This window comes from Pararhodobacter marinus, assembly GCF_003122215.1.
GTDB classification, from domain to species: Bacteria; Pseudomonadota; Alphaproteobacteria; order Rhodobacterales; family Rhodobacteraceae; genus Pararhodobacter; species Pararhodobacter marinus.
In genome coordinates this window covers 1-12,894 of the sequence record NZ_QEYD01000013.1, presented here as the reverse complement: position 1 = coordinate 12,894, position 12,894 = coordinate 1, and the positions used below count along the sequence as shown (strand labels likewise).

The following is a 12,894-nucleotide window of genomic DNA, read 5'->3' as shown; positions in this document are numbered from 1 at the left end:
CCGTTCACCCCAACGTCTGCACAAAATCGAGCACGATCCCTTCCACCATCCCCGGTCGGACCCTTGCTCCCTGGCCGGGGATGAGCACCGCCTTGATGGCGGGCCGCACCAGCGACACCGGCGCTCCGGCAGCAACGCCCGGTCGCAACGGCGGGGTGACCTCGACGACCGGCGTGATCCCCGCCCCTGTCGCCGTCGCCCCACTCACCAACCTATGCAGACCGTAGCGCGTCGGGTTGCTTCCATAGACCACGCCCAACATGTCGCCCGGGGTCAGGACATAGCCCTCGGGCAGCCCCGCGACGCGGATCTCGCGCCCGCCTTGCACGACGGAGTGCAGCGAGGGCGTCGCGCCCCCGAGGATCAGCCCCTGCGGATCGGCGATCGGCGCGGTGATCGGCAGGGGATGGGCGAGGAAGCTGCGGCCCGGCTCGGAGAGGGCGGAGATCAGGGCCTCGATGCGGGCGGCCTCGGCATAGCGGCGCGGCGGAAGGACCAGCTGCCCGGTCCAGAGCCGCTCGGCCATGCGCGCCGTCTTGATCGCCCCGCCGCGCGTGCGGCTGATATTGAGCGAGGCCGGCAGGTGGAAGCGGCACTCGGCCACCGGCAGGCCCGCGAAGAACGCGGCCTGCGGCAGCGGGAAGGTGAGAGCCATCAGGAGCGCCTCGGGTTGGCTTGTATCTGTTTCACGCGCCCGGGCAGCGCGCGGTCATACTGGCTCAGCCCGGCCCGTACCCCCTGAGAGACCAGCGCGATCACATGCTGATCGCCATTGGCGCCGTCGATATGGACGTGGATATTGGTGGGCGCGCCGCCGATTCCCCGCATCGCGTCTTTCGCCTGCGCCACGTTCAAGACCCCGCCCGAGCGCGACGGGATGAACACCTCACTATTGGGCGTGTTCTCGTTCACGAGATAGGGCACGCCCGCCTCAACCCCGCCGCCGCCGGCGCGCTTGCCGCCGATCAGCCCGCCGATTCAGGACAGGATCGAGCCGCCCCCGCTTGTGCCGCCGAACATCGACAGAAGCCGCTGGAACTGGCTTGATGCCATCTGCTGGAAGAGCCGCGCCAGCGCCTGGCGCGCCGCATCGCCGCCCTGCCCGATCGCCTCGAAGATCGACGCGATGGCATCCGCGCCCCGGTCCGCATCGTCATGGATCCGCCGCAGCGTGTCGGCGGCCTCCGCGGCACTCTGTCCCGCCGTGACATAGGCCTGCGCCAGCGCGTCGATCTCGGCCTGCAGCTCGGGCGTGAGGCGGCGACCTTCGCGCTGCGCATCGTTCATGAGCTGCGCGCGCACCCGGGCGTATTCGATGGCGCTGCCATAGTCCTGGTTGGACCCGGCCACCGCGACCAGCGCCGCCGCTTCGAGCTGCAGCGCGCGGGTGCGGGCCTCGATATCCGCCACCGCCTCGCGATACCCGTTGCTACCGCCGCCGCCGCCAGATCCGGACCCGGACCCCTCGCCATAAGCCGCGCTGCCCTCATTCGGCGCGCGTCGGGGACGCGGCGAGGTCAGCGGCGCCTGCGCGGTCGGTGGCAATAGTGGGCCATTCGGATCCAGCGGCTGGCCGAACTCCGACTGCGTGTTCATCTGCACGGCGGCGGCAGTTTCCCGTGCCGTCGTCGCCAGCGTCTCCAGCCGCGCGCGCAGCCCATCGATGACCCGCCCGACCGCGCTCAGCTGGATATCGTCAATCGCCGTGACGTGCTCGACCACATTGTCAGCGGAATCGGCAATACGGCCCAGAAGGCGATGGTACGTCTCCGCGTCGATCGTGCCGTCATTGAAGGAATCGGTCACCAGGACCATCGCGTCCGATAGCTCTCCGAGCGCAGAGGCGAGCTGATCCTCGCCCATACGCTCGGCAGTCGCGGCCAGGTTCTCGATGCCCTGCTGCAGATCCGCCGCGTCGCGCTGCAGCGCTGCAAAATCCTGTTCGGCCTGTTCGGTCGCATCCGTGGTCAGCGCGTCGTGGATACTCTCGCCGATGATCGCCCAGCCGACGACGGCCTCGCGCCCCAGCCGCATCAGCGTGTTGACCACGTCCGTGAACTTCTGGTCGATCACATCCGCGCGCTCGACCATTTCCTCGCTCATGACCGCGCCCGTCTCGCGCGCGGCCTGCATCATCCGGCGCAAGCCCTCTTCGCCCAGGCCGATCAGCTCGACGAACCGCTCACCGCCGGCGCCGCCCAGTACCTCGTCGAAGACACGGATCTGCGCCGCGCGGTCGAGATCCCGCATGCGCCGGAACACCTCAAGCATCAGCTCGGACGGATCCTGCAGGCGCCGCGCGAGATCCTCGGCCGAGAAGCCCAGACGCTCGAACGCCTCGGCCGCCGCGCCGCCTCCGGTCTCGATCCATTCATCCGCGCGCAGGTTCAGCTCCTTGAAGCCGTCGACGATCGCATCAACCGGGATCCGCCGCTGGCTGGCGACATAGAGCCATTCCTGGAAAGCCTCGACACCAAGCCCCGCGCGGCGCGCTTCATCGCCCACCTCGGCCATGCCGCGCACGGTCTGGCGCAGGCCTTGGGTCAGGAGCCCCGTCGCTGCGGTGATCGCACCCGCCGCCAGCCCCCGGGCAAAATTCTGCCCGAAGCTCAGCGCGCTCGTGCTCATGCGCTGGAAGCTCCCCTCGACCTGCCGCTGCATCCGCGCGGTGTCGCGGCTGGCATCCCGCGTCAGACGCGCGATGGCCTTGTTGTTGCGCTCCATCGCCCGCGCAAAATCGCGATCGCGCGCTTGCAGCAGGATCGTGATGCGCTCCAGGTTCTCGTCAGCCATAACTCGCCACCAGCTCTTCGTATTCGGCATCGGTGGGCGCGGGCGTGTGATCGGCCTGCGCCTCGTTCCAGCCCTGCACCAGGAGATCGGTTTCGGCGGGGGTCATCGCGCGAACCTGTGCGGGCAGAAGCTGCATCACCCCGCAGAGGTTTCGGACGCGGGCGCGGGCGTCGTAATGGGGTCGGGCCGGGCCGCTTCTGCGCCCTCTTGCGATCCAGCCCCGGGCTTTCCCGGCCGGGCTTCCAGAGCATCGGGCAGGAAGGTGAGGCCGAGGAGACGCTGCGCGATCAGGCGCAGACTCATGTTCTCGGATGGCGGAAGGCCCGCGATCAGCTCGTCGGCCGCACGATCACTCATCCCGGCCCCCACCAGCCCCAGCGCGATGATGTCGCGCACATGCCGGACCTGCGGCGCCGGGCCGCGCCCGAAGAGCTGATCGAAGAGCTCGAACACCCCAAGCGGCGCGTGCTGCAGCTCGAAGCGTTCGATCTCACCATTGCGCAGGAGCAGTCGGTGCGGCTGCCCGCCGAGAATCTCTTCCCGGCCCCGGGCCGTCGCGGCGATCGCCATCAGCTTGCCGGCAGCGCGGTGAAGGTCACGGGCCCCGAGGAGGCCAGCGACAGGGAATAGGTCACGCCATCCTCCTGTTCGCCGCCATATTCCGCCGATTGCACCATGAACGCGCCCGCGAAGGTGCCAAAGCCCGGGACGATGATCTGGAAGTTGCAGATCGGATCGGCGGACATCGCCACCGTATTGAGCCGCGCCTCGGTCGCCTCGGTCTTGAAGTAGCCGTTGCCCGACACCGCCACGCGCTTCACGCCCGCCATGACCTCGGTCCAGAGCGGATCGCCGGGATTCTCGCAATTGGCGGTGGTGACGTCGATCTCGCTGTTGTTGATCGTCAGGGATTTCGAGCGCAGACCGCAGAGCTTGGCGAAGTCCGCGCCCTCGGTGCCAAGATCGATGAGGACCAGCATCAGCCGGCCTTTCTGCTTTGCCATGGGAAGGGCTCCATCTATGGGCCGGGCGCGCTTTACCGCGGACCAGCACGACCTTGCCCAAGGGTCGGATAGGGCACCCCGTACGGGGATAGATCAGGCAGCCGAGAGGGCGGCCTCGAAAGCAATCGTGGCGATGTAGCTCGCGCCATCGCTGGCGCGGCTGATCGCCTGCGTGGTGTAGTGCAGCCAATCGAGCCGGAAGCCCGGCAGGATCAGCCCCTGGTCGTCGAGCGCCGCGCGCACGGCATGGGCGATGCGCTTGACCTCGACCCGCCCGGCAACGGGCCGGGAATGGACCTCGACGCTGAAGGCGACATCCTCGTCAACGCACTCGCCCGACAGGCGCAGCGGCGCGAGATTGTCGGTGCCATAGCGGATATAGGGGAAGGCCACGTCCTGCGGCGGCTCATCATAGACCCGCGCGCCCACAAGCGCCGCGACGCCGGAATCCGCGCGCAGCGCCGCGATCACCGCCGCCTGCAGCGCGAGCGCGGGGCCGTCAGTCATGGAAGAGGCCTTTCACGGCCTTGTTGACCGCGCGTTTCGCCCGGTTCTTGTGGCGCTTGCGAGTGACCGAGAGCGCGGGATTGACGAAGGGACGCGGCCCGCGCTTGCCCTCGATGACCTTCGATTTGGGGCCGAAGTCGACGAGCTGCGCGCCATCCTCCTGCGGTGTCACGGTGATTTTCTCGCGCTCGTGCCCGTCGCCATGCACATCGCCGCCCACGGGAATGAGGACTTTGGCGGTGCGCGCAAGCTCGGTTGCGCTCTTGGCATTGGCCGCGGCGATGTCCTGCTGCAGCTTCCGGGGAAGCTGCGATATCTTGCGCATGACGCGGTCCGCGCCGATCACCCGTTTGCTCATGTCGCAACCCCGCCCTCGACCAGAAGCTCCAGCAGCTCGCGGTCATTGCCAGCCGGCGCGATGCCGCGAATGTTCCAGACCTGACCCTGCGCGATCACCCGGTCGGCTTCGGTCAGACTCGCTACCTCGGACGAGGCGCGGATGCGGATCGTCGCGGTCCGGCTTGCCTCGATCCGGCCCGCCGCGACGCGTTCGCGGCCGAGCGTTACACGCACTTCCGCCCAGACTGTCAGGGGCTTGCCCGGGGCGCGTTCCATGTTCGCCCAGTCTGACACCGTGTTTCCATAGCCATCATCGCCCGGGACCAGGCGTTGGAAGGTCACGCGATCGCGCAAGAGACCCGCCGCCGTCACACCCGCCTCCATCTCAGCGCCTGCACCAGGGCGCGGACGCCGAAGGGCAGCTCATTCATGCTGGCGGTGCCAACGGTTTCGCGGAATCGGAACCAGGTGGCGGCGAGGAGCATGACGGCCTGGGTGGCGAGCGCCCGTTTGGGCTCGGGCATGGCGCAGTCGAAGAGGAGGCGGCAGGGGGCGGTGACCTCGACCACGGCGCCGCCGGCATCGATGGAGAGTGCGAGCGGCGCGGTCTCAGAGGCGTATTCGGCGGAGGCCGAGACCACGTCGGGCATCGGCAGGCGGATCCGCCCCGCCGCCGAGACATCGAGCGCCCAGCTTTGCGGCTGGATCGCGCGACCGAGCAGCCCGCCCCAGCCGTCGAGCCAGCCGATGGCCGCCGCGACATAGCCTGCGAGGAGCTGCTCCTCTTCCGGACCATCGGTGCGGCACTGCAGTTTCAGCTGTTCCATATCGATCAGCTCGCCCGTCGGGGGCGTGACCAGCACGGGCGTCATTCCTGCGCTGCCGCCTTGTTCGCCGCCGCCGGGTCTGCCTTGTTCGCCGGCTTCGGCGCGGCTTTGTTCGCGGGTGCCTTGGCCTTCTTGGTGTCGCCGTCAGTTTGCGCCGCCAGCACACCCGCGCGGACGAGGTGCTTGACCGAGGCGGCATCGGCCTCGCGCGTGTCGCCCTGGGCATAGGGCCGGTCCCCGATATGGGGCCGCAGAACATCGAAGCTTGCCATGAGGATTGTCCTTTCAGAGGAAGAGAAGAGACGCCGCGCGATCCCCGCGCGGCGCTGGAACTCATCGAAGCTGCGCGCCGTTACGGCGCGACCGGCGCGAGATCGCCGTAGACGAAGGCCTCGGGCCGGTTGACCGCCAGCGCGATGCGTTCCTCGGCGAGGATCGTCACGAGGTTGCGTGTGAAGTCGTCATTGACGAAGCCGGTCTCGATGCGGGAATCCCACAGGTCATAGACCTGCGCGCCGAGCTTGAAGGCGCCGGTGAGGAACTTGCCCGCCGTGATCGCCTGCGTCTCGACCACCGGGAGCCGCCAGAGCGACGCCGCCGCCTCGCCCTTGGGCGCGCCGATGATATGGCGCCCGGTCGTGTCCTTGGTGAGCTCGATCGAGGCCCAGTCGATCGGGTTCAGGACATGGCCCGTGGCCGGGAACTCGGCCAGCACCGCCTGCAGCATGGCGATGCGCAGCGTGTCGATCACCGTCAGATCCTCGGCCACGAGCTCAGGCGGCACGGTATAGGCCAAGGCCTGCGGCACGATCCCGTGCAGGTTCTGCCCCGTGCCGTCGCCGTGCAGGATCTGGTTCTCTTCGACCAGCGCGAGGCCGAAGAGCAGCCGCTGATCGATGAGCGAGCTCAGCATCGAGACATCGGCGAGCGCCTGTTTCGAGGCCTTCATCCAATGCGCGATCACCTTGGCCGAGGTGGTGATCAGCTCCAGCTGGATATCCGAGCCAGGCTTCGCCGCGCCTTCCGCCACCGGCGCCGCGTTGTTGGTGAAGCCCGTCTCGCGGATATATTCCAGCGCGGCATTGTCGATCCGGCCGGGCGAGATCAGGTCGCGCACCGTGAGCCGGCGCTGCGGCAGCTCCTGCAGACCCGGCAGCCGCGTGCGATCCGTGGCCGCGCCCACCGAGCCCGCCGCATCCGTGGTGGACGTGGTGATCGTGGCCTTCACCGCCATATCCGCCTTGCCCTGACGCGGGCGGCCCTCGGCCCAGGACTTGAAGTCCTCGCTTTCGACATATTGCGTGCCGATCGACTTCGCCTCGGCCTTGCCGTCGCCGCCACCCCGCGCGAGCTTCTGCGCCAGTTCGGTGACCTGCGCGCCGAGCTCGTTCATCTTGATGAGCGCTTCATCGGCATCGGTCTTGAGCGTCTCGGTCAGCTTCTCGCCCGCCTTGGCGCGCCCCAGCGCATCCTCGGCCAGCGCCTTAACCTGATCGATCGCCTTCTCGTTGGCAGCTTTGAACTCGGCCGCCAGCTGCTCAGCCGTCTTCGTGTCACCCGACATAGGGATCTCCTGTATATATAGAGTGTGGTGTGTCGTGTTGGTTCGTGCAGGCGTCAGCCTGCGAGGGCCTGCAGGAAGGCAAGGCCGTCTGCCGCGTCGCCGGGATCCCCCCGACCGTCAGGGGTGCTCCCCTTCAGGTGGAGGTGCGCGGCCCGCTCCGCCTGCGCCTTCGAGAGGCCGAAGCTCCCCTTCAGCAGATCCTCGAACTCCCGCGCCGTCAGCCTTTCCCCGGCCTTCAGCTTGTCTGCCAGCTCCAGCGCCCGGCGCCCGGACTTCACCGAGGCGACCGTCGCATGCTCATTGGCGCCGATGCTGACGATGGAAACCTCGCGCAGGTCGAGCTTCGTCAGCGTCCAGACATCGCTGTCCTCGTCGACCTCGTAGCCCCGGATCCGGTAGCCGATCGACAGCCCGTCGATGTCGCCCGCCTTCAACAGCTCATAGGCCTCGCGTGCCCGCTGCACGCCCAAGTTGAGCTGGCCCGAGACCAGCAACCCCTTCTCGTCCTCAGCGGCCGCAATCCATTTGCCGATCGGCTGGTTGGGATCGTGTTGCCAGAACATCTTGGGCATCGAGCCGCGCGCGGCATGCGCGGCCAACGCAAATCGCCATGACGCTTTCGGCCCTCTCAGGACACTCACCGGGTCGGCTACCGCTGCGATGCAGTTTGCCCGAACCGATCATCCATGGCATCGTGCAGCATTGCCTTGCAGACCAAGGTCGGCAGTGCCGGACTAAACAGACGCTTGTAGAAGGGCACTACATGCCTGCTATTAGACTATGGCGCTCAAACAAAACTGATGCACAGCGAATGTGCCTATATCTTCACAAACCAAGAAATTTCCTTTTGTCGATCTCTCCATCACTTCCCGCCAGCTCTTGCTTTGCTCTGGAGATAATATCAGACATATCCAAAGTTGGCGGCAGGAATGCATCCTTTATTAAAGACTCTGCGAAATCCGTAGTAGGGACAGGGACACCGCTCGCAGCAGATGCAGCTTTAGAAGTATAGCGCAAGAGACCTTTTGTTCCGCTCCTATTGAGGAGCTTCCTAACGCGCAAATCAATTTGGGACACAACATGAGAGATATTGGTTAATCCTCCCAATGCTGAATGCTCGGCGGAAAGCGCTTTGTATTCGCTGGACAGCACGATTTCCATCAGCCGATCTGCGTGCGCCTTCGAAGCCTCAGGGAGCACCAATGCAGCAGACATCTCAAACGGCTTATAGGTCGATAGTACTGCCTGTAAACCAGCTAGCTTTATTCGGGTATCGGCGTCTCTGCTCTGCAGCCTGACAATTTCCAAGCAGCTCACGAATCCTTTAATATCGAAATGAAAATGGGCTTTGTGGAAAAGCGCTTCCAGAAACCTTGGCATCATTCCATGGGCTCGCATAGCAGCTTCGCGAGCCGTTCTTTCTTCTTTGGAACTTACTTTTCGAAGCGAAACATAGGCCGAAGAGTGTGGAAGTCTCAATCCAAACTCCTCCAGCACCGGCTCAAAAATTTCGTCAGAAATACGCTGTGTGCGTGTATCCGCGTTAATAATATTGACATATCGCCTAGAAGACGGCGGCAACTTCTCAAGTTCATTGTGGAAGTCATTAGAGTATCGCCATCCGTCAGTAATCAGAACTTCGAGAGCACCCGAGAGAATTAAGTTCTCAATCAAGTGCGGCAGAAGAACACCCGAAACTACGATCCTCTTACCGGCCTCATCATCGAACGATCTCATGATGTGGACATGGGGCATGATTACTCGGGTATGGCCAGTCATTTGTATTCCTTAGCCCCGCTGGACTTGAGATTATTATTGCCGGTCGCCGGGTTGAAGTGACATATTTCATTCACAGCATTCCCACCCTCATAAAACTAGTTCTTTGCGGGCCAGCAGGCGGCAGAAAATAGGACATTCCTCGATTGTGCAACATCGAACAAGAAGGGCTCGAAGCGGCCATGCGGCCTCGCGGCGAGGGCCAGCCTTTGGTCCTTCCCAGCGCTACGTCGCTCCCGGCCCAAAGCGGACGTTAGAACAGTTGAGGCGCCCAAGCCGCAAAACCCGAAAAGCTGCCCTTCCATCAGACGCCCGACCGCGGTCGCTCCCAGCTCAAAGCATCAATCATAATGAAGATACCTCTGGTCAAGCCACTGAAGTCGACGATCCCATTCCAGCTTGGGATCGCTGGCAATCAAACGATCAAGTATCTTCGAAATTCCATGGGCCTCGGCTTGGCTGTTTGGTCCGAAAAGCGTCCAAAGAAGAGCCAAGGTCTCGGTTGGATGAGCCTCTGGCGCTTTGGACCTCTCGATTACGAATGGAATGTTGTAGCCCTCAAGCGGCGTCATGTACGGCTGAAGTTGGCTGAGTGCGTCTGGGAAGGCATCACCGGCAGCCACGGCGAGCTCCGCGAAGTGTTGGCTCAACCTCGGGTGCTTGAAGCGCCTATCACGAGGCCAAACGCGCGCCATCAGGGGGGCGATCACGGCTCGCCAAGAGGCCGCAGGCCCTTCCTCCATCTCATTGACCCAACCGGCGACGACCTCAAGCGCTCCCGCCCGTAAGGCCAGCGACCCCTCTCTCAGAGCCTTGGCCGCATCGTCCGCACTAATGCCCCATTGTTCAGTCTCGTGATCACCTCTCATCGTGTCCAAGACCGGGAAGAGAAGGTTGAACGCCGCCAAGTCGGCTCTTTCTTCGGAGCCCAAGGACGTCGCTCCCTCCACGATGGCTTGTCCAAACATTCGCGTGGCCGCTGCAGAGAGCTGGTCGTGGCTGACGAGGACGCGGCGTAGGGCGCGCGCCTCCCAGCCGTCGCCACCCACGGCCGCCACAAGGCTCTCGTTGACCTCTCCGACGTCGAAAGAAAGGACAAAATCTAGGTTGTGCATGAGGCTCGCCCTTGCGAGGGCGCCAGAGTAACCTGGAGCGCCCGCAGCCGCGACCAGGTTGCCGATCAAGGCTGGCGCAGCTCCTCCGCCTGACTTGCGCACCTCATCGAGCTCAACGAGTACCGCGTCTGCCAGCCTGCCAGTCGGCGAGTAGAGCGCCCGGTCCACTATGTTGCGGTCCTCTTCAATCTCGTCGCGGTCGACCGCGACCGCCGCTTGGAAAAGCCTGGGCCACCAAGCCGCGACAGCAGTTTCAGCTCGACGGGGCGTCGAACAGTATAGGTCCGCCAGGTTTCGGACGATGAGAACCAGGAACTGATCGTCAGCTGCGTCAAGCCTATCGAAGATCAAGAGGATCAGGTTACGCCGGACATCGTCCGTCAGTACGCTGTCATGCGCCAAGGCGCTGACCAGTTCGGACCACAGGGGGGCGTTGATCTCACCCAAGGGCGCGCCGCGCAGAACCTCGAAAGCGCCCTCTGGGGTGGAGTTGCAAAAGGCACTCCACCCGCGTCGCTTCTCGAAGTCGTGGCTACTCAGGGACTCTTGAGCAACCCGAAGCCGATCATCGTCTGGGGCCTCGGTTATTTCGGTAGCGTCTCCCGCGATGAACCTCACACCAGAAGAGTAGATCTTGAAGAAGTCTCGGTCCGCGACCTCGCGGTTCAGGTGGGGATGACGCGCGGTGAGCGTGGCGAGCTCTTCGGCACCCTCGCCCGACAAGGCTCCCGCAGCGGCCAACATGTTAAGACGGAACCAGACCTCTTGGTCTCGAGCGTAGTCGCGCCAGTCGGGCTGGCCGTCCTCAATCTCATAGCGCTGGTAGTGCGGGCGAGCTTCGGTTCGGATGCGCAGCTCCAAGGCAGCGATGACTTGTTGGTCGGCGCTACTCGCGCGTTCCCGCACAAGCAGCGCCAGCTCGCGATGAGACCTCCAGAAGTCATCGAGCGATAGACCAAGCAGCCCCGCCATGGCATGTGTGGAGTCGTAGAGGCTCGAATCGCGAAGCGCATGCATCCAGAGTCGGACGCCGACGCGGCTCGGTATTGCGCGCCACTCCTCTGCGCATCGCCGGGCCACATCGGCATCGGTAGCCGCAACCAAGGGGAGAAGGCGCGCAAGCAGTTCGGTGAGGAAGATGATACCATCTTGGTGCTTGTTCTGGCTGTGGGGCTCGATCGACGGGACGCCGGTGTCGAGCTGGTCGAAGTCATCGGTGACCAAGCCGGCGTCGGCACCCAAGCCGACCGCGTCTCGCAGCGCAGCCGTAGCCAGACCGATGAGCACGAGGGGCTGAGGCTGCCTAAGCAGCGCATGGAGCAACTCAGCCGCGCCGCCGCGGTCGGGAACGCCCAACCTGATCCAAGTAAGGTCCGTCAGACGCTCAGGAGGGTCTGGAGTTGGAGAGCCGTAGAATTCGCGCCGGTTCGGCTCAAGAATGAGCCGCGGCGACAGGAAACGCACAGCCTTTCGCAAGTAAGCATACAAGACAGGTTCGTACGCAAGTTCTCGCCGCACAACGTAGGATCGATCATCCCAGTCCAAGCCCTGTGTCTCACTTGTCGCCAGGAGGCGCCAAGCTTGGCGCCAAAGTTCGGGCAACTCTGGCGATCGGCCTAACCGAAGGCCAAGCTGCAATCGAAAACCGTGTCCTAGCTTGGCGTTCCATTTGATCGCCGCCTTAAAGCGTGCCTTGCTCTGCAAGTCCTTGCTCGCCCATGCCGCCGATATCCAATCAGCTTCTTGCTCCGTCCAAAGCCTCCGTTCAGCACAGAAATCAAGCCAAGCGCTGTCTTGGATGACGTTAATAACGAGGTCGAACAGGTCGCGTTTCCCCTTGAAGAGCCATGCGACCCAATCGAGCTCGGTCGGGCTCGCTTCACTAAATGGCTTGCAAAGGAGGTCCGAAGCCCAGCGACGGCGTGTCGCTTTGGGCGTCTCAACGAGGTCGGCGAGCTTCTCCAGGTCTCGCCACAACGCGGTATGGCGCTGCTGCTGATTGTCTGGGCCGATCACAGCCCGATAAGGCAGCACCTCAACGGCCAAGGCCGCCCAACGCGCTATCGTGTCCTCCTCGCTGTCCCGAGCAGCATCAAGAGCGTAGACAGTACGAAGATCCGGAAAGCGCGTCCGGTCAGCCTCTAGCACGTTGAGAAAGTACCGAACCGGCGCGTCGTTGGCACTGTATCCGACCAGCACCACCGTTTTGCAGCGACACAGGTCGAATAGAAACCGAGAGACCCAACCGGACCTCATGTAGGCGTCGCCATAGTCGGCGCTGGTCATCACGAGGGCGGACTGATCCACGTCGATGGCCGGGTCGCCGATGCGGCCGTGTATATGGATGATGCCTTGAAACCCTGCACTGCCAGGCATGGGCAGCGCTTGGCCCGCGAAACTCGCCCCTGCGATAACCTCCCGGGGCGCACCCTCCTGCGTCCAGGCGTGCTCGATCAAGGTGTCGAAGTTTGTAGTGACAATGTTTGGCCGGTTCTCCAAATCGCGCGATAACCGGAGGAGCGTTCGATGGCGTGATAGATCCGGCGCATCTGGCAGCTTGACCAAGCTGCAAACCGTGCGAACCAACTCGTCAGGATCAACAATTCGGCGACTGAGGGAACCCAGCACCTCTTCGAACCTTCCTTCGCTGTAGGAAAATTGCTCGGAACGATCTTTTTCAAGGTTCAGTTCATTGTAGCAACGATCAACAAGACCTGAAAAGCCAGGTAACTGTGGGGCACTAATTCCCGCGCCGCACAAGAAGACAACCTCGCCCTTGAGCCAAGCATCCACCAACGGCGAGGGAAACTCTGGTCCTTCTTCGGAAAACCGCAGAGGCATGATGAGTACACGTCGAATTCAAGATCAAGAACTGCACAAGTAAATGCTAAAGGAAGATCTGATTAACGGGTTCGGCTGCGCCGAGAAGGTCGGCTGAGCGGCTGAACCAGCCGAGGACATGCCCCTGG

The 12,894-nt window shown here is 63.9% G+C and carries 14 protein-coding genes; all 14 read right to left on the bottom strand.

What is annotated here, in order from left to right:
• Window positions 1-4 precede the first annotated feature (4 nt).
• The 14 genes from C4N9_RS18535 to C4N9_RS18475 all read right to left on the bottom strand — a co-directional run bounded on the left by C4N9_RS18535 (window position 5) and on the right by C4N9_RS18475 (window position 12,766).
• Window positions 5-655 carry a hypothetical protein gene (locus C4N9_RS18535; protein ID WP_109534852.1) on the bottom strand — a complete coding sequence of 217 codons (651 nt, stop codon included), beginning with the start codon at window positions 653-655 and terminating at the stop codon, window positions 5-7.
• Complete coding sequence (locus C4N9_RS18530) at window positions 655-924, bottom strand: hypothetical protein (protein WP_109534851.1); 270 nt, start codon at window positions 922-924, stop codon at window positions 655-657. Before C4N9_RS18530 ends, C4N9_RS18535 begins: the two co-directional genes overlap by 1 nt.
• Window positions 925-978: 54 nt before the next feature.
• Window positions 979-2,793, bottom strand: a complete 1,815-nt coding sequence (locus C4N9_RS18525) for a phage tail tape measure protein (RefSeq protein WP_109534850.1) — start codon at window positions 2,791-2,793, stop codon at window positions 979-981.
• A gap of 135 nt (window positions 2,794-2,928) precedes the next feature.
• Window positions 2,929-3,363, bottom strand: coding sequence for a GTA-gp10 family protein (locus C4N9_RS18520; protein WP_109534849.1), 435 nt, complete (start codon window positions 3,361-3,363; stop codon window positions 2,929-2,931).
• On the bottom strand, window positions 3,363-3,797 hold the full coding sequence (locus tag C4N9_RS18515; protein WP_109534848.1) for a phage major tail protein, TP901-1 family: 435 nt from the start codon (window positions 3,795-3,797) through the stop codon (window positions 3,363-3,365). The genes C4N9_RS18520 and C4N9_RS18515 overlap by 1 nt, the downstream gene beginning before the upstream one ends.
• 93 nt (window positions 3,798-3,890) lie before the next feature.
• Window positions 3,891-4,304 (bottom strand): DUF3168 domain-containing protein, encoded by a 414-nt coding sequence (locus C4N9_RS18510; RefSeq protein ID WP_109534847.1) that lies wholly within the window; start codon window positions 4,302-4,304, stop codon window positions 3,891-3,893.
• A complete protein-coding gene (locus C4N9_RS18505; protein WP_245902621.1) occupies window positions 4,297-4,650 on the bottom strand; it encodes a hypothetical protein in 354 nt (117 codons plus the stop codon). The genes C4N9_RS18510 and C4N9_RS18505 overlap by 8 nt, the downstream gene beginning before the upstream one ends.
• Before the next feature lie 8 nt (window positions 4,651-4,658).
• Window positions 4,659-5,027 (bottom strand): phage head closure protein, encoded by a 369-nt coding sequence (locus C4N9_RS18500; protein ID WP_109534845.1) that lies wholly within the window; start codon window positions 5,025-5,027, stop codon window positions 4,659-4,661.
• The gene (locus C4N9_RS18495) at window positions 5,012-5,515 is read right to left on the bottom strand and encodes a head-tail connector protein (protein ID WP_109534844.1); all 504 of its coding nucleotides are present in this window, start codon (window positions 5,513-5,515) and stop codon (window positions 5,012-5,014) included. Before C4N9_RS18495 ends, C4N9_RS18500 begins: the two co-directional genes overlap by 16 nt.
• Entirely contained in the window at window positions 5,512-5,742 is a 231-nt protein-coding gene (locus tag C4N9_RS18490; RefSeq protein WP_109534843.1) for a hypothetical protein, read from the bottom strand. The genes C4N9_RS18495 and C4N9_RS18490 overlap by 4 nt, the downstream gene beginning before the upstream one ends.
• Before the next feature lie 80 nt (window positions 5,743-5,822).
• Window positions 5,823-7,034, bottom strand: coding sequence for a phage major capsid protein (locus C4N9_RS18485; RefSeq protein WP_210404072.1), 1,212 nt, complete (start codon window positions 7,032-7,034; stop codon window positions 5,823-5,825).
• A 53-nt stretch (window positions 7,035-7,087) separates the two neighbouring features.
• On the bottom strand, window positions 7,088-7,633 hold the full coding sequence (locus tag C4N9_RS18480; protein ID WP_245902619.1) for an HK97 family phage prohead protease: 546 nt from the start codon (window positions 7,631-7,633) through the stop codon (window positions 7,088-7,090).
• A gap of 226 nt (window positions 7,634-7,859) precedes the next feature.
• Window positions 7,860-8,813: a hypothetical protein gene (locus C4N9_RS21710; RefSeq protein WP_146195183.1), complete on the bottom strand. Its 954-nt coding sequence runs from the start codon at window positions 8,811-8,813 to the stop codon at window positions 7,860-7,862.
• Window positions 8,814-9,151: 338 nt separating this feature from the next.
• Window positions 9,152-12,766 carry an SIR2 family protein gene (locus tag C4N9_RS18475; RefSeq protein WP_109534841.1) on the bottom strand — a complete coding sequence of 1,205 codons (3,615 nt, stop codon included), beginning with the start codon at window positions 12,764-12,766 and terminating at the stop codon, window positions 9,152-9,154.
• Window positions 12,767-12,894 lie beyond the last annotated feature (128 nt).